This is a genomic window from Candidatus Uabimicrobium helgolandensis, assembly GCF_041508025.1.
GTDB classification, from domain to species: domain Bacteria; phylum Planctomycetota; class Uabimicrobiia; order Uabimicrobiales; family Uabimicrobiaceae; genus Uabimicrobium; species Uabimicrobium helgolandensis.
In genome coordinates this window covers 5,232,306-5,253,311 of the sequence record NZ_CP165719.1, presented here as the reverse complement: position 1 = coordinate 5,253,311, position 21,006 = coordinate 5,232,306, and the positions used below count along the sequence as shown (strand labels likewise).

17 protein-coding genes are annotated in these 21,006 nt (G+C 34.7%); 14 read left to right on the top strand and 3 right to left on the bottom strand.

The annotated features are described in order from the left end of the window. Position 1 precedes the first annotated feature (1 nt). Both UABHE_RS19315 and UABHE_RS19310 read left to right on the top strand, forming a co-directional pair. Positions 2 to 220: a hypothetical protein gene (locus tag UABHE_RS19315; protein ID WP_372364898.1), complete on the top strand. Its 219-nt coding sequence runs from the start codon at positions 2 to 4 to the stop codon at positions 218 to 220. Between the two features lie 9 nt (positions 221 to 229). Further along, positions 230 to 436, top strand: coding sequence for a hypothetical protein (locus UABHE_RS19310; protein WP_372364897.1), 207 nt, complete (start codon positions 230 to 232; stop codon positions 434 to 436). Between the two features lie 520 nt (positions 437 to 956). Here UABHE_RS19310 and UABHE_RS19305 read toward each other — a convergent pair. The 3 genes from UABHE_RS19305 to UABHE_RS19295 all read right to left on the bottom strand — a co-directional run bounded on the left by UABHE_RS19305 (position 957) and on the right by UABHE_RS19295 (position 4,044). Further along, complete coding sequence (locus UABHE_RS19305) at positions 957 to 1,292, bottom strand: helix-turn-helix domain-containing protein (RefSeq protein WP_372364896.1); 336 nt, start codon at positions 1,290 to 1,292, stop codon at positions 957 to 959. Between the two features lie 185 nt (positions 1,293 to 1,477). After that, on the bottom strand, positions 1,478 to 3,778 hold the full coding sequence (locus UABHE_RS19300) for a phage/plasmid primase, P4 family (protein ID WP_372364895.1): 2,301 nt from the start codon (positions 3,776 to 3,778) through the stop codon (positions 1,478 to 1,480). Positions 3,779 to 3,867: 89 nt separating this feature from the next. Next, positions 3,868 to 4,044 (bottom strand): helix-turn-helix domain-containing protein, encoded by a 177-nt coding sequence (locus tag UABHE_RS19295; RefSeq protein WP_372364894.1) that lies wholly within the window; start codon positions 4,042 to 4,044, stop codon positions 3,868 to 3,870. Between the two features lie 374 nt (positions 4,045 to 4,418). Between UABHE_RS19295 and UABHE_RS19290 the strand changes: the two genes are divergently transcribed. From UABHE_RS19290 to UABHE_RS19235, 12 genes are all read left to right on the top strand, one after another. Then, positions 4,419 to 5,540, top strand: coding sequence for a hypothetical protein (locus UABHE_RS19290; protein WP_372364893.1), 1,122 nt, complete (start codon positions 4,419 to 4,421; stop codon positions 5,538 to 5,540). Positions 5,541 to 5,996: 456 nt separating this feature from the next. Then, positions 5,997 to 7,247 carry a tyrosine-type recombinase/integrase gene (locus tag UABHE_RS19285; protein WP_372364891.1) on the top strand — a complete coding sequence of 417 codons (1,251 nt, stop codon included), beginning with the start codon at positions 5,997 to 5,999 and terminating at the stop codon, positions 7,245 to 7,247. Between the two features lie 197 nt (positions 7,248 to 7,444). After that, on the top strand, positions 7,445 to 10,429 hold the full coding sequence (locus UABHE_RS19280; RefSeq protein WP_372364890.1) for a hypothetical protein: 2,985 nt from the start codon (positions 7,445 to 7,447) through the stop codon (positions 10,427 to 10,429). Between the two features lie 221 nt (positions 10,430 to 10,650). After that, positions 10,651 to 11,613: a hypothetical protein gene (locus UABHE_RS19275; protein WP_372364889.1), complete on the top strand. Its 963-nt coding sequence runs from the start codon at positions 10,651 to 10,653 to the stop codon at positions 11,611 to 11,613. Between the two features lie 11 nt (positions 11,614 to 11,624). Further along, the gene (locus UABHE_RS19270; RefSeq protein ID WP_372364888.1) at positions 11,625 to 12,239 is read left to right on the top strand and encodes a hypothetical protein; all 615 of its coding nucleotides are present in this window, start codon (positions 11,625 to 11,627) and stop codon (positions 12,237 to 12,239) included. Positions 12,240 to 12,495: 256 nt separating this feature from the next. Further along, positions 12,496 to 13,509: a HEAT repeat domain-containing protein gene (locus UABHE_RS19265; RefSeq protein WP_372364887.1), complete on the top strand. Its 1,014-nt coding sequence runs from the start codon at positions 12,496 to 12,498 to the stop codon at positions 13,507 to 13,509. A gap of 127 nt (positions 13,510 to 13,636) precedes the next feature. Next, a complete protein-coding gene (locus tag UABHE_RS19260; protein WP_372364886.1) occupies positions 13,637 to 14,746 on the top strand; it encodes a leucine-rich repeat domain-containing protein in 1,110 nt (369 codons plus the stop codon). An 83-nt stretch (positions 14,747 to 14,829) separates the two neighbouring features. Then, on the top strand, positions 14,830 to 17,616 hold the full coding sequence (locus UABHE_RS19255) for a HEAT repeat domain-containing protein (RefSeq protein ID WP_372364885.1): 2,787 nt from the start codon (positions 14,830 to 14,832) through the stop codon (positions 17,614 to 17,616). 157 nt (positions 17,617 to 17,773) lie between these two features. Continuing rightward, positions 17,774 to 18,784 carry a hypothetical protein gene (locus UABHE_RS19250; RefSeq protein WP_372364884.1) on the top strand — a complete coding sequence of 337 codons (1,011 nt, stop codon included), beginning with the start codon at positions 17,774 to 17,776 and terminating at the stop codon, positions 18,782 to 18,784. A 187-nt stretch (positions 18,785 to 18,971) separates the two neighbouring features. Then, the gene (locus UABHE_RS19245; protein WP_372364883.1) at positions 18,972 to 19,952 is read left to right on the top strand and encodes a hypothetical protein; all 981 of its coding nucleotides are present in this window, start codon (positions 18,972 to 18,974) and stop codon (positions 19,950 to 19,952) included. 41 nt (positions 19,953 to 19,993) lie between these two features. Further along, complete coding sequence (locus tag UABHE_RS19240) at positions 19,994 to 20,254, top strand: hypothetical protein (RefSeq protein ID WP_372364882.1); 261 nt, start codon at positions 19,994 to 19,996, stop codon at positions 20,252 to 20,254. Positions 20,255 to 20,456: 202 nt separating this feature from the next. Continuing rightward, positions 20,457 to 20,951, top strand: a complete 495-nt coding sequence (locus UABHE_RS19235; RefSeq protein WP_372364881.1) for a hypothetical protein — start codon at positions 20,457 to 20,459, stop codon at positions 20,949 to 20,951. The last annotated feature ends 55 nt before the right edge of the window (positions 20,952 to 21,006 follow it).

Genomic DNA, 21,006 nt, shown 5'->3' with positions numbered 1-21,006 from the left:
TATGTCTCATTACAACAGACAAATTAATAGCAAACATCAACGGCTTAACAAAAAAATTGCACCTGCTGGTAAAAGCATACCGCAATTAATTGAAGATGCAATCTCCAGTAAGGAACATCTCTCAATTCAAATTTATAAAGCCAACACTGAAGTGCAAGTGGAATACCAACCTAATGCTCGTGGTGGCAAAGATGATCTATCCATTCGTATTAAAAATTAGGATATGGATATGACTTCACTCGATAACTTTATTGACTGCTATTTCGCTAATTTACAGCGCAAACTACATAGCAGTTTGAAATTCTTCCCCAACGATTGGGATGAAGAACATATTTGTGCGGTAGCAATGATTATGATACTGCACAATCATCGTAATTTAAATCATATAACAGATATAGTCAGAAGCTCGTTAGCTTACGGGTATCTAGACATATAACATATAAAGCCCGACCAACTTTACTGTTTGGTTCGGGCTTTTTTTATTGTAAGAGTTTCGGACACACTGCGTATCTTGCGAATAAAATACCGACAGATGTCTTTCTATTGGCTTTTATCTCGTAATTTTAAACTGAGTTCTGGTAAGGTTGGTTTCTTCCTATATAAAACAATGGATCTATGCCACTTTTATATCAAATTTAATTAACGTATACAAAGAGTTAAGATATTTAAGGTTGATAGTTTACCTCGATATAACAAGAAAGAACCACGTTAACACTTAAATTTTAAGAGATGTTGTAGCAGAAGGTGGTGTTAACAATGTGCAATACATTCTCTATATGTTTTACATATGTTATAAAACATCTCTACTCATACTAATTAAAATATCGCTATAGGGGTGGTAATGGCAAATTAGTAATCTTTTTCATACGGTTTTCGACTAGTGGCAGAGCCTTTTAAGAAAAGCTAGATAGGGGTCTATATAAGAATGCTGATATACTGAACCTGTAGTACATGAGTTATGTTGTAAGAGATGATGTAACTAGAGTATTTATAGATTCTTGAGTGATAAGGATGTGAGACTTTGGACTTTCTCCTAGCTTTACCCCTATTAATTTTTTTTGCTTTACTAAACGACGAATACGCGAAGGTGACATTTTTAATATTTCCGCCACATCTTTTACCTTTAGATACTTTTGTTTTTCGTCTGCTTCTTTTTTGTCTAGTATTTCGAGGACTTCTTGTAGCAACGCATTTTGTTTTTTTAGAAGAGTTACAATATAGTTGTTGAGATTTGTTTGTAATGAGATTGTTTTTTTTGTTTGCACTGCAATATTTGTAGTATTGTTTGTCATTTCTTCTCCTATAACATAGGTTGTATTAATAAGTATAAATTCCTTAAAAAAACAGTATGTTACGAATAGACACTATATTATTAACATACTGTTGATAGGTTGCATAGGTTGCATGGCAGAAGATGAATAGCTAGATTATTTTAATAAGCGGTATAAATGCCGTGCAACCTATGCAACCTGTATATCTAATTTTTTATCATTATTCCTTCATAAACCGCTACTTGTTTGTCACCAAATTTTTTTCTATTTTTCTTTATGTTTTGTTTGCTTATTTGTTTACCGAAGGTAGATGAATCGCAATAAATAGTACTCTGTTTTTTACAAACTTCTACATACTTATTGTATAACTCTTTCGCCTTGGTATATTTATTTACGTTGAATTCACAAAAATCCATTAAGAAACTTGCAACTGTGACTTTAGAAAAGGCGCTAATCTTGTTTTTATCTATATTTTCAACTTCTGGACAAGGACTAAATTTCCAATCGTTTCTAACTACACGATGCAACCCTTCAATAGCCCAGTTTAGTATTCCAGAAAGTTCTGCGTCAATTTTTTCACGAAGGTTCCCATCTTGTTCTTCCTTCTGAAAAATTTTCTTAAAAACAAAGATATCAAGCCTACGCCAGAAAGCTTCATCTTCTCTTGAAACGTTTAATAGCCCATTAGCTGCAAAAGCCAATTTAAACTCAGGTGTAAATTCGTAACGATCTTTTCCTTTTTTCTCAGCGGAGTGTTTAGTCGCAGTTATCAAATCCTTGAAAACACCAGAGTACATTTGTATATTATTTACTTCTACATCACCAGAAATGTTGCAACGTATTCCTTCTAAGGATGATGAATCAAAGCGTCCATTGATAAGCCTAGTTAAATCGCAACAGGCTGCATAACCTCCTAAAAGATTTCTTAAGGTATCTAGAACAATGCTTTTACCATTAGATTCTTTTCCTAAAAGATACAAAGCTTTCTGAATTTTTCTTTCAGAAGTAAGGCAATATCCAAACCATTCTTGGAGTCTTTTTATTTTTATTTCTGAAAATTCTAAAGACTTCAAAAATCTTATCCAAGTAGGATACTTTGCATTCGTATCGTATTTAAAATTGAGCTTCTTAGTAAAACAAAATCTTGGATTTTGTTCGGAAAAGTCTTTTGTATATATGTCTAAAACACCATTCTTCAAACAAAGAATATTTTTATTTTGATCAAATGGAACATATTCTCTAGTAAGGTAATTTTTTATCATATCTAGTAGATTTTTTATTTTCGCCACAGATGCGAAATCTAAACCAATAAATTCTTGTATGTCTGCTTTTACATTCTGTTGCCCTTTTTTTCTCCAAATGCCCGAGTTATAATGCCAGAAACATTTCTGTGTATACAAAAGCGACCTAGATTTGCAAAACTTTCTAACAATTTCGCCGTGAGTCAACCTAATCATTTCGTCTGGAGTCAATTTTGGAATTTCGTTTCCTGAACTAACCTGTGATTGAGCAAGGCTTTTTTTAAAGACCTTGTTCCCACTTAAAAGCCTTCGGAGCTGAAGAAAATTCTTTGCCTTGCCAGACATTCGGCAATTTGTGGAATGACACTTAAAAAGCTCTCTACCTTGTTGTTCGAAGATGCTACCGCTAGGCTCCTTATCTGGATGAAAAGGACAACAAAAGCTTTTCTCATTTGTAATGGAAATATTGAAATGACACTCTAACAAGGACTTAATTTCTTTTACTTCTCTTGTTTTCCTTTTTTCTCTACTTTTTGAAACATTAATATTCCCATACTTACGGATAAAGTGCTCTATTTTCTCTTTGCTATTTTTTGTGGTTTCAATAGCATATTTCCAGTTTTCTAAATCTTCTAAAGAATACCATTCTTTACCGTGAAAAAATTTAGACCACTGGTACTCTCCTCCTAACGAACAAGAGTGGTATTTACCTGGTAGCCTGACAAAATTGCCGACTCCTTGATGACTTCTATTTTTCGGAAACCGTTCAAACTTTTCATCCTTCTTGATAGCATTTACAAAATCGTAAGCCACTACTGAAGAGATTCCCTCTTCTAAAAATATCCAAATATGATAACCTCCATATGAATCTTCTAAAAGACAGTGTATATCTTCCTTTATAAGGAACCGATATATCGCAGACACTTTATGCAAAAGGTTATCTTTTTCTCTCTTAAAAGAAGTCACATCGTTATTTTTGATCAAATTCCCTTTAATTTCTTTTCTCACATCGAAATCTAAACAACACCATTTATATGAGTTTTTATTTTTATATGGATAAACTCCTATGGTCTTTACACCCGTTATGTGATCTCCTATAACTTGATCTGTAAGCTTTTGCTTCTTTGTAATAGGAGTAGATTTCGTTCCTTTTGGTTGCGTTTTGTATAATCCGTATAAGCTTTCTATGCCAACAAATTTTTCTCTAATTGCAATGACTATCTTATCGCAATTTTTTGGCTCTTGTGGTATACTTTTAATATTCATAATGCCTTCTTTTCTTAAAAGTTAAGGTTGATGTTAGTAAAAAGAAAGGTAGTTCCTGCTACCTTTCTTAACCAAATCTTATCTTCTATCTACAATCCTCCTTTTGATTTCCTTACTAATTCATCCAATGATTCTTTGTATATTCTGTAGTGACTTGTCCTTCCTCCTTTTCCAATTTTTACCGCTTTTAAAAAATCATCGTTTATTAATCGCCTAATTGTAACTTCTGATTTTTTTAGTAGTATCGCTGCTTCTCTAACACTCAAAAATTCGCTGTTTACTTTTCTCTTTTGTAAAATATTAAGTATTTCTCTCAGCCTTTTTTGAATATCATCTATTTTTTTATTTAAATCTTGTTGTGATTGGAGAATTTTACTTTCCTTAACAAAATCAATTATGTACTTCGTTGTAAATGTACACTCTTAATAGCAAATATGCAAGTCTCTTGAGCTTTATTTTACTAGGATAAAAAACGATATCCATTTCGCAACCACATTTAGAAAAAATAATCATGGAGATTTAAAATTCTGTTAATTTCAGGTAAAATAAGTATTCGCGAAATTTATATCATTTGATTCTGTAATTGAGATAGTTACTTCGTGGGTAGAAATAGCTAAAAAAATTTTATTAAGGACTAAAAATGGACGCTTACAGTGAATTTATCTACCAATCATTGAGCGATCTAGGAGAAAATGTATCTTTTCACAATATAGTTTTTGAAAAACAATCAGAACATTTTCAATGTAAACTAATAAAGAAATTCTCTCTAGGTAAAGATAAAGACATTCAAGATTTGCTTCCCTGCACTTTTTGCCCTAGAAAAATACAAAAGTTTGACAAGACAGATTGGAGCCTAGGTCTTGCAGAAAAACAATCCTTGTTATTTTCCTTTATCAACCGAGAGGAGGAAAATGACTTTGCTATTGTTTATGGCAGAGCCAGAAACGTGCAGCAAAAAAACTTTGATAAAACAAATAGAAAAAGGTTAAAAACCTTGGAAGAAAAAGGATTGCTGATTATAAATAGAAAGTCATATTTACTTCCTTCTACGATATGTAGAATAGATCGCAGCTTTTTGGATCAAGGTGAAATTACTGATGATTTTTACGAGTTCATGTGTTCAATCAAAAACAATATTCCTGAAAAAGAAGATTTACGAATAGAACAACAGCAGCAGCAAGGCTGGCGAATAAAAAGAAAAGGCCAAAACAAACAAAGCCTCTTTACTTTAAAGTTGGAAGATAAATATATTAAAGTTGCCTATAATCAAAAAGTAAATGACTTTTTATCCTCTATTACTTTATGGGGCTGGATTTTAGTACAATCAAATCCACAAGTTTTTTTAAAGACAAATTGGAACTTAGAAAATGAACCCATAATGGATGGACCCCTGATAGATGAAGATAACAACATCAATTGGCAAAAAACTAAAGAAGAAATAAAAAAGAAGGAAATGGATTATTATCAACTTTTAAAATGCTTTCAAGAAAGATGTTTTTTGGCCATTGATCGGGAAAGGCAAAAAATACGGAAACTATTAGAAGTGGTGAAAGAAGAGAGTCTTGATTTGCAATACAGTGAAAATTTGTACATGTTAGCTAAGTTAAAAAACGCAGGGCAATACAAAAAATATAAAAGGGGATTTAACTCCTACGGTGAAAAACTAGAAAAGCTGGATATGAAGATTTGTAAACTACAGACTATTATTAATGAGATTGATAATGAGTTATTGGAGAAAAGTAAGGAAATGTATTGTAAATGATGTGGTTATTTGGTGGTTAAATTTTTGTTGTATATTGATCGATGATTATATATATTGAATTAGTATTTCTGGAGGTGTAGACAAACAAACCTAGCTTTCAATTCAATGTTTCTTCCCTATTTTACTCGTTGTAGGATTGTAGTGCCCATAAAAAAAGGACGACAAGTTTACTTGTTGTCCTAAATGCGAAAGGCGGGAGTTGAACCCGCACGCCCGAAGGCACTAGATCCTAAATCCAATGGGAACCAAAAAATATTTCATTTTTCCCTTGATAGAACAAAAAAGTTTTCTTATAGTAAAAGCAGAAAAGACAGCAGATTTTATTACCCATTTGTGGTAGAGGTCTGCTGTCTTTTTTTATGCCTATGAACATCTCTGGGGATAGACATGGGGATAGTCTTCCGAAAAGCCGTACCTTCTTCAAATTTGTAATTATTTACAATAAAGGAGAAAGTTATGGTCATTCCAAAATGGAAACCTCCAAAAATTTCACCTAAACCGTTGCGTCATAACAACGGTTGGAAAATACATTTTTCATATAGCGGTCAACAAAAAAAGAAGTATGTTGGAAATAATGAGCGTACTGCCTATATTTTACAAAGTCGCCTTAACAATTTAATTGCTGAATTTAAGTGTGGTCTTGTTTCTGTACCACCTCATAATTCGTTGAGTAATTTTATTTTTTCTAAAGTATTACAAAAACCTGATGCAGAAAAAGTGATGAGCTATGAAACGATTAGTCGTTTATCTCATCTTATGAACAAGTATGAGGAACAAACCACTGCTTTAGAGGAAAAAGCGCCAAAAACAATTGCTACAGAAAAAATTCACTTCAACCATCTACGTAAATTTCTTAAAGAAAAAAACTGCGATCCTTATCTTGTAGAGATTAGCATTTCTTTTTTTAACGACTACAAAATACACCGTAAAAAGCAAAGAGTTCTAAATAATACAATCAATAAAGAGTTGCGTACATTTCAAACTTTGTTTGAGTTTGGGGTTAAGCATGAGTATATAGAAAAAAATATCGTGCGCAATGTTAAACGAGGACAAATAGAAATTCCTACTGATCGTTTTAAATCCCACACCGAAGTAATCAAATTAATCAAAACAGGGCAATACACCGACAATTTAAAATCGGTTAAACGTTATCGTTATCTCACACCTCAAGAAATGGATCAACTTATAGGGTTGGCGAAGAAACACTATTCCGAAAATCATTGGCTAATTCCTGTACTAATTACATTTTGCCATACCGGAATTAGACAATGTGAATTATTACGATTACAGTGGATCGATGTCGACTTTGAGCAAAATATTTTGGTTGCAAAGTCACGCAAACAATCCAAGTCAAAAGTTACTCAAGGTCGAATTATTGAGATGACAAAAAGACTACGCGGTACACTTTGGCAACAGAAATTGAGAAGTCAAGAAACGTGGGTTTTCTCTGGTCCAAAAGGCGGACAATTAAGTGAATATACGCTTAGATCTTCTTTTTTGCGCGTAATCAAAAATAGCGATTTTGAAGGTATTGGTTTTCATTGTTTTCGACATTCTTTAATGACAAATTTTGCGCTTGCAGGTGTAGATAGTTGGGTGAGTTCGCGCATACTTGGACATACTACAGAGGAAATGCGACAACATTATACTCATCTTTCAAGTGGAAAACGAAAGGATGCTATAGATCGCGTTTGGGGTGAAGTGTAGAGGTTTTTAAATAAAAAAGCTGGGATGCGACGACCAAATCCTCCCAGCTATTACTTCTAAAAAAATCTAGATTAGCTCTCAAGTTAGATCAATAAAATTGACCCAAAATTAAGAAGCTTGAATCTATAATCAGGAGATATTATTAAAACAAAAAACTCCTGAAATTTCTAGATTTTTTTATATTTCGGGAGATGAATATGAATGTTCAAGATTTTTTAACACTTTTACGTAAAGTCAAAAAACTGACGAACGGTTGGTCTGCGTGTTGTCCAAGTCATGGAGATAAAGTCCGTAGTTTATCGGTTGATGAAGGCAAAGATGGAATCATATTGTTTAAGTGTCATGCTGGTTGCGAAGCACAAGATATATTAGGCTCAATAAGCCTAACTTGGAAAGATATTTTCCCACAAACATCAGCGAAAAATAAAAATAACATTACGGTAGAGAAGTTGGCATTTGATAAAGGCGTTACCGAAGAATTTTTACGCTCTGTTGGCGTAGAAGAAAACGGTAGCGCCTTGCGTATTTCTTATTTTTTAGAAAATGGATCTTTAGCATCACGACAAAGAAGAAGGCGGGCACTTTCTGCAAAAAGAGGAAGTTCTTGGGAAAAGGGAAGAGGTAAACCCGTTCTTTACGGACTCTGGAAATTAAAAGAGACAAGAAAAAAGAAATGGATTACTTTTGTTGAAGGCGAAAGTGACTGTTGGAGTATGTGGCAACACTCATTACCAGCTTTAGGTTTTCCTGGTGCTGATATGGCAAGTAAACTTGGTTCGACCCACATTAGGTCATTGAAAAAAATTTACGTGATAAAAGAACCAGATAAAGGTGGCGAAACATTCCTCAAAGGTGTTCGCAAGAGACTCCAACAACTAAACTACAAAGAAAATCTTTTTGTGATAGAAATGTCAGAATTTAAAGATATTAATCAAATGGCTCAAAAATCTTTTGATTTCAAAAAAGATTTTGCAAAACTGAAAAAAGCCGCAAAACCAGTATCTTTAACTGAAGGCGAAATTGTTGTTGATTACGGAAACTTAATCCCTGAGCTACCTGCTCCTAAGAACAAAACCGTACTACAACTAATGATTTCATCCGCAGCAAATGTTAAAGAAAATTTTTGCATCCTTGCCCCTCAAGGAGCAGGCAAGTCTTATGCTAATAGCCATGTTGCTGTTTCCGAACTAAAAAAAGGTAGGTCTGTTATTTTATTTTCTCGTTCTCACGATGAACTTAACCAGTTAGGTAAATCAATAAGCGTTCTTTTAGAGCAACAAAAATTGCCTCTGTATCATCTTTATCATCTGAAACGCGGTAACGAGAAAAGTGACTTAACCACAGGTATTGTTCCGGACGTAAGACCAATTATCGTTATTGCTCCTCATGCATATCTAAAATTTAAAGGAGACACTCCTTATCACTATGTAATAGTAGATATGTTTTTCAATAAACAATTTGGAGAAAATCCACTTGTTCTTGTTGACGAAGTTGGATCTCTACTTGAAAGTTGCTTTGTATCTAAGTCTCTGGGATCACGTGAGTCTTTAAAAAAAATGTTTGGTCAAGAGTTGATCATTCGTAATAAGTTATGTCCGTTGTTCACTTCCTCTGGAAACTGTACAAATTGTACTGGAAAAATGTTTCTTGTTCTGAGAAGAGGCTCTGGTGGAATGTTAGAATATAAACCGTTATCGCAACGCTATCAAGATGACAGAATTCGTGAAGAAAAAGTAGAACTAAAACATGTTCGTTGGGATGCCGTTTGCCATGATAACACGATGAGCGTGTATCCAATATCATCACCTAAAAATAATGAAGAGAGAACTTGGTCAACTGGTAGTAAAGATGATTTGCAAAAAGAAATGTGTTTGCAGAATTGGTACGATGATATTATAGCGAGGACTCTGGAACCAAGTTTAGTCTTTTTCTATCCGTATAATAGAGAAACGCAAGAAAATTTAGGTCGTCCTCTAGATGACAAGGAGCTAAAAACAAAAAGAAAAGATATTCTTCCTCCTCGACAAGTTTGCGGAGTTCCTGTCTTTCAAGGATGGGATATTGCTGTTCTTAAAAAGATAAATCAAAATGCGCAAATAGGAATTACTGGACCAGGAGCAAGTGAAACAGAACGATATATTCTAAAACAAGTCCTTGGTCTCAATAAAAGCAATTTCCACATAGCAGAAAAACCGTTTTTTCAATTTAAAAAGGTATTAATTCTTTCATTAGAAAGCGATTTACCCTCAAAGAAATCAAGCTTACAAGATTTTTTTCAACAAATAACTTCTCAAACAAAAGTTTTAGCCTTTTACCCGACATATTTTGAAGCGAAAACCGCAGAGAAAAAAATAAGTAGCGAGGTAAGAACGATGTACTATGATGGAGAGCAAAAGGTAAGTAACGCTCCCATTAAAGGAACATCAATAGAATTTGACCTGTGCATTACTTGTATACATGGACCTTTGGGACAGGGAATTAACCTTGGGCAGTTTAAGATGGCTGTAGTGTCAACAAATAATGAACGTCCGAAGTGTTTATTTGCAAGTCGACCACATGTAAAAACTATTCGCGAGCACATTCTCGACGATGTTGCTGAAAAATCAAGACAAGCAGCTCTACGTATTTTGCGACTTGATGTAAATGAAAAGATAGACGAACCGAGAGTAATTTTATTTTATGGAAGAAATGCTACAGAAGTTTCGCATCGAGTACAAACTGAGCTCATAAAAGTCGGTCATAAAATAAAAATGATTGATGCAAATGAAAATATTTCATACTCTCAAGAAATTGCCAGTAAGTGGTTAGCTGGCAAAAGTATCGCTAAGTTAGAAAAAATAGGAGAGGTAAGCTACCAATCGCAAAAGGACATTAAAAAGCTACAGGATGAAATTTCCAGATATGTAGAATCAACAACTGAAGAAGTGACTTGGCGAAAAATACTTCGTTACTCGAAATGCATCCGCAGAATGAATCCTCAAAGTAAAGAGGTTGCTAAAACATGGTACGAGAGTAATTTTAAAATAGAAAAAAAGCCTAAAACCAATATTTTATTGACTCAAGCTAGATCTTATTTAAATAAAAATCCAGAGTCAAACTGGCGAGATATCTGTCGCAAGTTTAATCTTTCAAGAAAAAACAAACAGCAAATGCAATTAATAAAAAAGAAATTGGGGTTATAGAATAAGTGTCATCATTTTTGTCGCAAGAACCTCTATATATAGAGGTCGCTGTGACAAAAATGATGACACTTCTAACGTAAGTGGATTTATAGCTGTCGTTTATGTTATTTCTGCACGTTGCAGTTGGCATGCTATAAACTGAGAAAAGAGAATTTATTGAAGATTTTTTATTAAATACAGTATAATTTTAATATCTATTTTTTTTGTCAGGACTACAAGAGTTGAATACAAATGCGTTTGGTAAAGCTATAGCAAGAAACAATTTAGAAGAAGCAGCGCAAATTTTTTTCGAAAGAACCGGTGAGTTTCGACCGCAACCTCTTCACCAACAAGGAGAAAAATTTAACCTTGAGTTAGAAATTTCAAGTTGTTTGTCAGGAGAAGATCTTTCAAAAATCAATACCCAGATAGCAGAGAACCCAGGATGTCCAAAAATTGATTTAGATTGGTGCAAAAATTCTACGCTCCAAGATATGATTCCAGTATATGCAGCAGCCCTTTACAAATGTGAAGTTACAGACGTAGAAATTGTCAAAGTTGCGATGATGATATCGGGGAAATCTCCCCTTGAAATCGAATTGAAAATAAGAAATGCCAAAGAGGTTATGTATTTGAAGCCGTGTATTTTTGTAGATGATCCGCGACCACTGGGTCTTGCACTGATTAACCGCGTGAAACCTCCAAATGTAAAATACGATTTTGTTTTCGATGCACATGTTACTGCGGAGCGGGAAGTGAAAGGCATTATTGCAAATCAACTACCACAAGAGTTGGGAGATCAGTACGAGACGTTTATTGCATCTGCAAATTTTATAGAAGGGTACACTTATTTCAAAGCAACCACTCTATTAATTGCATTGACAGACATGCATGATCACAATTATGTAATTCGGCGAGATGGAGCTCATATTCCCATAGATTTCGACAGAATGGAACCATGCAGTCGCTCACAAATAAAGCAGTTTATCGGTGATGTCGTACAGAAAGTTGGGATAGATTATTGGAAAGATGCTGTTAGTGAAATTCGCATGCTAATAAACATGAATACCGCAATTACACAAATCGGGGAAATGATGGGACTTGTACTCAAGAGGCGATATACACCATTGGGTTTATATCTACAAAATGCTGATTTAAGAAACGAGATTTTGGATTTTAAATCTGATTTTTACACTGGCATATAAGGGGAATAACGATGGAAACAAAAGGCAAAACGACTACCTATATCACAATTTCAAGCTTGGAGGAAGGCTTGAGGACATTAGGCTATTTTCGCGATAGTCACAATCTTCCTAAAACCAAAGTGAATCGATACCGTCAAATTAACTATACGCCAGAAGCAGCGGTTGGATTACTAGTACACTCTTGTGTCTCAGATTTTCCAGAGGGTATATTTTATACGGATGGAAATATTATTTATACCCGTAATCACCCAGAAAAAATGGTTGATATGGATACGAGAATTGAAAGACTTGTTGTTCAAGAACATCTCGTTATCGAAATACTCGATGCAAACGTAATCGATTTGGACATTTACTACACTGGATCTGGTGATTTGGTATTCAATCTTTTTGAAGCATCGTTTGCTGGTCTTAGCGAAGATAATTTATATGCGCAAACTGTCAAAAAAATGTGCGAAAAGCATCGCAACTTCATTGTCGCAGAAAAACAAAAAATAGCTGAGCGAATTCAACTTAACAAAGAGCTTCTTGACCGAGTAATGAATATGATTAAAAACGATATCGAGTGCTCTCACATTTATACCACACTACGGAATAATCTTCGTGAATATGGTTACCAGTGTGCTTAGAAACCTATCATAATATCTCTTTGCGTACATTCATACTTTGTCTGTATATCAAAACTCCCGTCTCCTCACTATGTAATTTTTAGTTGGGCTTAAATACAGCTATAAACACACTATTTTTTTTCCATCTCTACTATCATCGCTATTTAAAATTTGGAATCATAGCTAAAACAAAACTATTAGAAAAATTGCTTTTAAATTGAATAAAAGCAAGATTTTATCATCTATCTATGAGTCAAAGCAATGAAAGGCGGTTAATATGAATTTGCGTTGTATAATACCAATTGTATTTTTAGTAATTTCCACAAATGTATATTCTCAAGAAGTAAAACACCAAGGCCAAGTAGACATATTGAAGCGACTTCAAAGCGAAGATCTCAACATTAAGCTCCGCGCTATCAGAAGTTCAAAGTACCAATTTGTGTACAAAGGCAAAGAAAAGCAAGTTGTAAAACTTTTGATTGACGCAACCAAGCATCAAAATGACAAAATAGTTGCAAATGCACTTAGCAGTTTGCGGTGGACTTGCTATTTGGCCGATAAAAAAATGATTACACTCGCTTTGTTTGAATTACTGCAGCACTCTAATCCAAAAGTTTGCGAAAGATCTCGAATAGTTTTAAATGAAATACATCGCGATATTTTAGATGCTCTTCCCGAGTCAGGCGATCCTATTCCCTGTCTTGTTGATAGTTTAGAGGGATGGACTGGTTTTGAATTTTTTTGTAGTACAAATGCAGATCCATATTTTACCAGAAGAATATCTGCTGCTACTATTCTTCAATACCTAGGCGAAAAATCTATTCCGCAATTGCAGCTTGCGTTAACGTCAAACACTGGTAGTCTTAGACATGGAGCTTTAGTTGTCATTATGAATATACGTTTGTCAAACAAAAATAGTAAAGATGTGATCACTCAATCTACCTACAATACAATTGTTGAAAATCTCAGCCATGAGCATGATGGTGTTCGATATCAAGCTGGCGAAACTTTGATTGTATTTGGTAAAACTGGAATAAAAACTCTTTACAAAGTTCTACAAAGCGGAAATTTAAAAGCTCAGGAAACAGCGCTATGGCGATTATGGTATCATGATAAAATAACGCTAATTCCAATATTGGTAGAAAAATACCAAAAGAATGAGTTGAGAGAGACGATTATTGATCTTTGGAAAAATATTCGTAGTGATGAAATACAACAAATAGAGGAAAAATTGGGGATGGAAACTCGAAATTTTATCGAAGAAGAAGTCAACAGATATAAAAATGAATAAATAACTTGAGGTTGCGAAGGATGCGAAACGATCAAAAAGCTCTTGAAAAGTTAAACCAACTCGAATTAAGAGCAAGAGAGATGTTCAAAAACTCATCGCCATTGAAGTAAGTAAAAAGCGTGAAGATTTGATTGACGAAATAGAATTTTCACGTTATGAAAACTTTGATAGAGATAGATTTTTAGATAGCCTATGTGAGCCAAGATTAGAATATTGGTATTGTATATACCGACAAAAATTGTATCCATGCTGGATAATTTCGAGCAAAGGAAAATCAGACCTTTGTATAGCCTATAGCGACTTTGGAATTTGTAAAGCCCCTTGGGGAATACTTATTAATTGGGAGTTACTCAACCATTCTCTAAGAAAAAAAGATATGGGAGGGGATGATACTTGGGGAATATCTATTAACGATGTTTTTGACCTATATATTGACTGGGATTTTCCTATTCGATTTACCACAAAAACTTCGTTAGACAATAACTCTATTTCAGAAAAGAAAAAAAACATAACAGAAATCCGTAGTCACAGTAACTATTGCGCATGTACATTTTATATAACGAATGTTGTCGAGGATTTACAAGAAAGTACTTTTGAAAACTGTAGTTTTCGAGGAGATGATCTAAGTATTTTGATGGTAAAAAACTGTAAATTTATTAATTGCAATTTCAATAACTTGAACGTACTGGGACAATGGAGTAATTCGAAAATAATTGGTTGTCACATACAATTTCTTAATTTATGTAGTGCGTATATAGAGGATCAAAGTTTGGGTTGGGTCTGCGACAAAAGTAAAATACAATTCTTAGACCTTTCACAAACACGTCTTAAAAATTTTCCGCAAAAATTGTTACGCTTACCACTAATAAAACTCAACCTTGCGCTTAATGATCTAGAAGAGATACCAAAAGAAATTATTAACTTAGAAGACTTACAGGAGTTGTATCTCTGTGGCAATAAACTTCGCGACTTCCCCAACACGAGTTCGATAAATTTGCATACACTTGCGATTTGTGGTAACCATCTGGAGCACTTTTGTTCAAATAGACTTTCTCCAAATATTAAACATCTTGATATTAGCCATAACAGAATACGTGACTTTACTTGCAAAAGAAAACTTTCATTTTTGGACATCTCTGGAAACTTGATGAGTAAAGATGTAATAAATCGCATTTCATTGCAATATCCATTTGCAATTACAAAACCTTTTTTTGACTGGAATTGGGGTATGGAATAATGAATATTATTTACGATCTCAATAAGTTTCTGTCATTGCTACAGTTAAAAACAAATATCTGTAAGTTATTTATGGAGAATTGTGTGAAATATTTTCTATTGATTGTTGTGTTGAACTTCTCGTTTATTGTTGCGCAAAGTTCTTCTGTAAAGCGAGTGGATCAGCTAATTGAACAACTCCCTACAGCACAATCAGTACAAAAGTGTCGTATAGCTCGTGAGCTAGGTCAACTTTCTAACATCAATGCTGTTCCACATCTGACAAATCTCTTGTCTGATGATAGCCTAATGGTTCGCTATTCGGCAATTGCAGCATTGGGAGAAATAGGTCCACAAGCATCTTTAGCCATACCAAAATTGATCGAATTTGTGCAAAAGGAATCCGCGCCTGCTTATATAGAAAATACGGGACTCAAGTACATTCGCAAAGCTGCCATAAAGGCAATCGGACAGATGGAAAAAAAAGCAGCAACGGCTTTACCAGCTTTATTGCAATTGGTACCTACGGAAAGAGGTACTCTGATTACTTCACCCGAGTTAAACGTGCTATGCAAGATTGGACATATCTGTTCTTCCGAGGTAGTGAGCGAATTAATTGGCCTTGTTCGACACAATGATGCCAAAAAAAAGCTTTCCAGTCGCGAAAACCTCGCACTATTCTTGTTTTCTCATGCTACAATATCATACAGAGAAAAGTATCGCGTGCCTTTTGTAGAAAAAGCCAAAGTACATTTTCATCCGCTGCTGATTCCCAAATTACTGACTTGCTGCCAGGACAAACGTTTATTTGTAAAAAAGCGCGCTTTAAAAATATTGCGCTCTATTTCAAATCTCTCCAAAACCGCAGCGCCAATTATTGAAGAATTTCTTACCTCTGAAGACCAGGATCTACGACAACAAGCGGTTTATACTTTAGTGGAAATGGGACAAGAGGTTGTCTATCCGCATTTAATAGCGTTGTTAGAAGAAAAGGACAACAAATCAAAAAGAGCGGGACTGGAAGTTTTAGGAAATATTCATCACAAGAACGCCATGCTTTTTTTGCAATCGCTAGTAAAAAAATCGGATGTGAAGATAAGAGTGCAAGCAATTGCTGCCCTGCTAACGATAGATTTCTCAAAAAACAAACATCTTATTGTGACGGAACTGTTACCCCTAATTATAAATGCGAGCGACGATGTCGAGGGCTACATTGGTGATATTTTTTACGATTACAAAAAATTTGACAATGACACCATTTTGGCGATGATTAAAGAACCAAACCGCAAAATACGACATTATGTATTGTATATTATTCGAGAGCAACAATATGAGGATTACCCGCGAATCATCTCTGACCAGCGTACCATTCCTTACCTGCTTGCGATTTTAGACGACTGCAACTACAGAACTACTTGGAATATTTTGCTCATATTTTATCAGATGAAAGAACACGCAGCTCCAGCAATCCCCTATCTCAAGAAGATGTTCTATAAAAATTATCACAAAGAAGATTACGAATCTGAGTCTAGGAAAATATGTGAGATTTTTTACCGAATAGGCAAGAAAGCTCAACCAATGATTGCAGAAATATTGTTCAGCAAAGATCATAAAATGCGGCAGTACGCCATTCCAGCTGATTACATTACCTTTACTCCTGAACAGTGTACATGGGTAGTTCCCATGCTTCTCAAAGCGTACAAAAAGGAAGATACCACTAGCATTATATATATATTAGAAGCTCTGCAAGGCATTGATTCTCCCGAAAAATTCGCCATTATCCCCAATGTCATTTCCAGACTAGGAGACAGGACAAAATATGACGACTCAGAGACGATGGGTGATGTTATTTCTCGTCGTATTGTTAACTTTGGTGTAGTTGCCCTTCCTGAGTTGAGAAAGATTTTACAAAGCGAAAAGAAAGACGAGAAGTTGCTTACCTTAGCACTGGATTCGGTATCACGTATACTTAGATACGAAGATGATATTTTTCCAAAAGAGATGATCTCCACTTTGTTCGATGTTTTGGGGAATGACAATGTTCAAGTAAGATTAGGAGCAATAGAAGCTATATCTGAGGCACTATCGCATACAAAAAATTCTTATTTACAAAAATTAATAGCTATCGCAAAGAACGATTCCAGCACAAAAGTTCGACGTGCTGCTATACGTGCAATAGGAAAAGATTCGCAAGCAGGGAACGCCATCAAGTTTCTAATTAAGATGCTGCAAAACGAAAAATGCAAAATGACTGCGGTAGAAACTTTAGGAGGTTTAGATACAAAGGCACAAGAGGCCCTTCCGTCTCTGAAGGAACTACTATCAAAAACAAAAAAAACAAAACACAAAAAATTGATTGGCAAGGCGCTGATTCGCATTCAAAATAAGCTTTTGTTGATCAAAGATGACCCTGATGAATGGCTAAGTTTTCTAAAAAAACTCCAGATACAAGATCGATATGATCTGAAATACAGAAGAATATTCGATACATTGTGTAGTAAAGGAGCGGATCTTGTACCTGTTCTTATGGCGGTATTGGAGCAAGAACGACTTTACGAGAATAGGCGTTACTATGCCGCTGAAATTCTCAGTAAAGTGGATGCTAGATTAGCCTTACCAACACTTCTGGAAGTTTTAGAAGAACAATACCAAAAGGACTACTTTTTACCAAAAGACATCGCAAGAGGAGCCTGTGGAACTTCAATATTACGCGTTTTCCAAGAGTACTACTTTGGTAAAGGATTACAACGGGCAATTGTCATATCCTTGGGGAATATCGGGAAAGACGCATCTCTTGGATTGCCAATGATGGAGCATATGCAGAATGACAAACACGAGGAGGTCCGTAGAGCTGTATTACAGTCGATATACAAAATCAAAAACGAAAGATAAAATGAGATCAATAACCAATAGCTATGAATCGATAATTAATTGAAGCACAAATAGCTTTTTTTCGCAGCCATAGCGTATGTAAAAACTTACAACGAATTACATCAAATAGCAGTAAAGTACATGTAGCTATAAAGTCAAAGAGAAACATCAATCGAATATGAAAACACAAATAACTAGGAAAAATCTCGATAATGTACAGAGTAATACATGTTACACCGCATGCACTTTCTATTTACAAAATACATTTAGAGACATACAGAATTGTGAATTTATTGACTGTAGTTTTCGCGAAAAGCATACTTGCTTTAACAATATAAAAAATTGTGTATTTGAACGCTGTAATTTCAATAAACTTGATATTTACGGCCTAGAAAACATCCGAATTTATCAAGGAAGCATCTCTTACTTGAACTTAAGAGGAGAAATAGATGATGTAAACTTTGACTTTATTGAGGAAACGATCGTTAGTGGTTTGCGGATTAATAAATCACATATGCAACTAGAAAAAATACCCTTCGCTATATTGGGAGATAGTCTTAAATCTTTAGATCTCAGCTTTAATAATTTGCGGAAAGTTCCCCTTGAGTTAGTAAATATAAAAAGTCTTCGCGAAGTCAACTTGCGTTATAACTTACTAGAAGAATTGCCAGACGAACTATCATCAATACCGTTAGATTCTCTAAAACTATTTGGTAATAATATTACCCACGAAGATGTTCAAAATTTCCAATGTCACAATATCGAAACATGTGAATCTATTAATGGACTGCAACTTCCACCAAGTTGTTTACGCTTGGCTATAAGCGGTCCTCAAATATTTAACGATCCGGCGTCACGACTCTTTATAAGTATGTCGACTTCGCAACTTCAAAGTATAATTTTGTGTAGCATACACTCTGTACGTCTTTTACGTGATTATATTGACTGTTTTGGTTTGCCTGACCACTATCTAGACGGAATAGACCCTGATATGGCAATTATAATTGGAGAAGGATATGAGTTCGGAGATGATACTTTTATTATGCTTGATTACCAATACAACCGACAAAAACCACGTGTCATTTTCAACAAATACTCACCTGGCAGTATTACATGGCCCCAATGGGCACCAAATTTTTCTTCTTTTTTAAGAAAACTTGGTGTTAAAGGTTGGTGGAAGTCTTTATAGAAACCCTACATGCCTTGGCAAAATAGGTGAGAAAAGCAATAGATGCGCTACTCAATACCACAGTTGTATAAGCTATGCAAAGCACAAACTAGTTTACAAATGGTTACCAACTGTAGTAGTGAGCTGTAAGAAAACAATGTAGATACATGGACGTTGCTTAAAATAACCATCGCAAGAAGGTAGCAGTATGCAAAAATTTGTAATCGTTATTCTCTCGATATTACTAACTTTAATGGTATTGAGTTGTCATAAAACTACAAAGCTGTCTGCAGAAGAGATAAAACCTACTATATTATCACAAAAACAAGATACTCAACAGCAAGTGAACTATAGTCAAACTAAACTCGAAAACAAAGTTTATCTAAACAATGAAGCATTGGCTAAACCAAATGATCAACAAATAGTCAACTTTACGAATGGTAGCAAGCCTGGATTAAACGTAAATGTAAATTGTCCAGCTATCGCATTTTCAGCTAAGCGTGTACAAACGACTATTACCATTGAAAATACTGGAGACATGAAGCTAAGTGATGTAAATATTCGCGCAAGCTTTACCACACATTACGGTAAACCTGATTCTATTCGGTTTATTTCTGCTGAAGGTAGTTCTTTTGTTTCTGATCGTGTGGCAACTTGGAATATTGGTTCATTAAATGTTAGAGAAAAGAAAAAATATTCCGTAGTAATTTTCTGCGGAGGTTGTAAACATTGCTTGAAAGTTGTAGTAGATACGGCAGAAGGTATTCATAAACAAGCAGAATGCTGTACAGAGTGGATGGGCTGTTTAATAAAATATAGTTTATTATTAGAATGCTCTGATACTATTGATTCATTGGCCGTGGATGAAGAAACTACCTATGCTATTAAAGTAACGCATCACGGAACTTTACCACACCACAATGTAAAAATAGAAGTTGTATTCCCAAAAGAAATTTCACCTGTAAGTGGAAGTGGAAAATGTATCATCAATGGCCAACGTGTAACAGTTACTCCATATCCTATATTATTACCTGGAAAACAAATACAATGGTACATTAAAGCAAAAGCAATATCTCCAGGTGATGCTCGTGTTAAAGTGTATTTAACTTCTGGATCGCTAGAGAAGTTCCGTTTCCCGCCAATGACCGAAGAAGAGAGCACAGAAGTAAAACCGAAACAAGAAAACTAATTACACACCTGAAAGGGAAAAGCGTAGAAGAGATCGAAAACTTGGTATATGAACTTGGAGCAAACGGTTTACTAAAAAGTTTTGTATCCAAAGAACATGTTGAGGCTGTAGAAGATTTAGTTACAAATAGTCGGCAAAAGTACAATCTACAAAATGTAATCACTAAAAATATTCTTTCAAAAAAAAAGCATGAAGAAATTTTTCTAAATGACAAGCTACTTGGAGATAATTGGAAAAAATTTTACGAAGAATATTCCAATGCCAAGGGATTGATTCGTTTGTCAAGAGTGGGATATAGTTAGACATCTAATCTTGCCGCAATTATCGTTTATCAAAGCCACAACGATTTGAATAGTGAATGTATATTGTATTTTCTAAAAAAAGAAAATGCTATTTGGATAATTACAGGTCAAAAATGTGTAGCTAAATCTTAGATGCATGTTTTAGGCTTGAGCGTGAGCAAAGGAATTTGTGCAGTCTATAATTTAAATTTCGGAGTACAAAATGACATCCAAAAGTACAAAAGCAGATCCAAGAGTGTTGGCAGAGTTCCCTTTTTGTGGTTATTGCGGTAAAGAACCTAAATTTTTAGTGAAAAGTTCTCATACTCCTGTGGGCTGGAACATCGCTTTTGCTTCTTTAGGAGCAAGCGTTTCTTATAATCTGGCATGGGCTCTTTGCGAAGAATGTAGTAAAAGGCCAAAAAAATACTTGCTGAGGCCGTGGCTAGATGTACTATTCGCTATTGGAGTTAATTATATTTATTTTCAATTTTTTGCGGGAAATAATTTTCGGTTATTTGATATGTTCTTGATTATGCTAGTTCCGATATCTTTACTTACAACAGCGGTTAAACTTTCAAAAAACACCGATAATCCTTTTGTTATTGAAAGAGTCTATGATGACCACTCCATGGACATACGATTTGAAAATGAAAATGTTCAAAAGAAATTTGAGGATTTTGTTGCTAATTACGAGGCGGTAAAATCCACGGAATAGCTTTCGCTATCTGCTACGACTAAAATACACTTAGATCTCAACACAACAATAGATT

Excerpts from the sequence above, each read along its gene's own strand:
- UABHE_RS19310 (WP_372364897.1), top strand. The coding sequence starts at position 230 with ATGACTTCACTCGATAACTTTATTGACTGCTATTTCGCTAATTTACAG.
- UABHE_RS19245 (WP_372364883.1), top strand. The coding sequence starts at position 18,972 with ATGCAAAAATTTGTAATCGTTATTCTCTCGATATTACTAACTTTAATG.
- UABHE_RS19235 (WP_372364881.1), top strand. The coding sequence starts at position 20,457 with ATGACATCCAAAAGTACAAAAGCAGATCCAAGAGTGTTGGCAGAGTTC.
- UABHE_RS19285 (WP_372364891.1), top strand. The coding sequence starts at position 5,997 with ATGGTCATTCCAAAATGGAAACCTCCAAAAATTTCACCTAAACCGTTG.
- UABHE_RS19290 (WP_372364893.1), top strand. The coding sequence starts at position 4,419 with ATGGACGCTTACAGTGAATTTATCTACCAATCATTGAGCGATCTAGGA.
- UABHE_RS19300 (WP_372364895.1), bottom strand. The coding sequence starts at position 3,778 with ATGAATATTAAAAGTATACCACAAGAGCCAAAAAATTGCGATAAGATA.
- UABHE_RS19265 (WP_372364887.1), top strand. The coding sequence starts at position 12,496 with ATGAATTTGCGTTGTATAATACCAATTGTATTTTTAGTAATTTCCACA.
- UABHE_RS19315 (WP_372364898.1), top strand. The coding sequence starts at position 2 with ATGTCTCATTACAACAGACAAATTAATAGCAAACATCAACGGCTTAAC.
- UABHE_RS19270 (WP_372364888.1), top strand. The coding sequence starts at position 11,625 with ATGGAAACAAAAGGCAAAACGACTACCTATATCACAATTTCAAGCTTG.
- UABHE_RS19250 (WP_372364884.1), top strand. The coding sequence starts at position 17,774 with ATGAAAACACAAATAACTAGGAAAAATCTCGATAATGTACAGAGTAAT.
- UABHE_RS19280 (WP_372364890.1), top strand. The coding sequence starts at position 7,445 with ATGAATGTTCAAGATTTTTTAACACTTTTACGTAAAGTCAAAAAACTG.
- UABHE_RS19305 (WP_372364896.1), bottom strand. The coding sequence starts at position 1,292 with ATGACAAACAATACTACAAATATTGCAGTGCAAACAAAAAAAACAATC.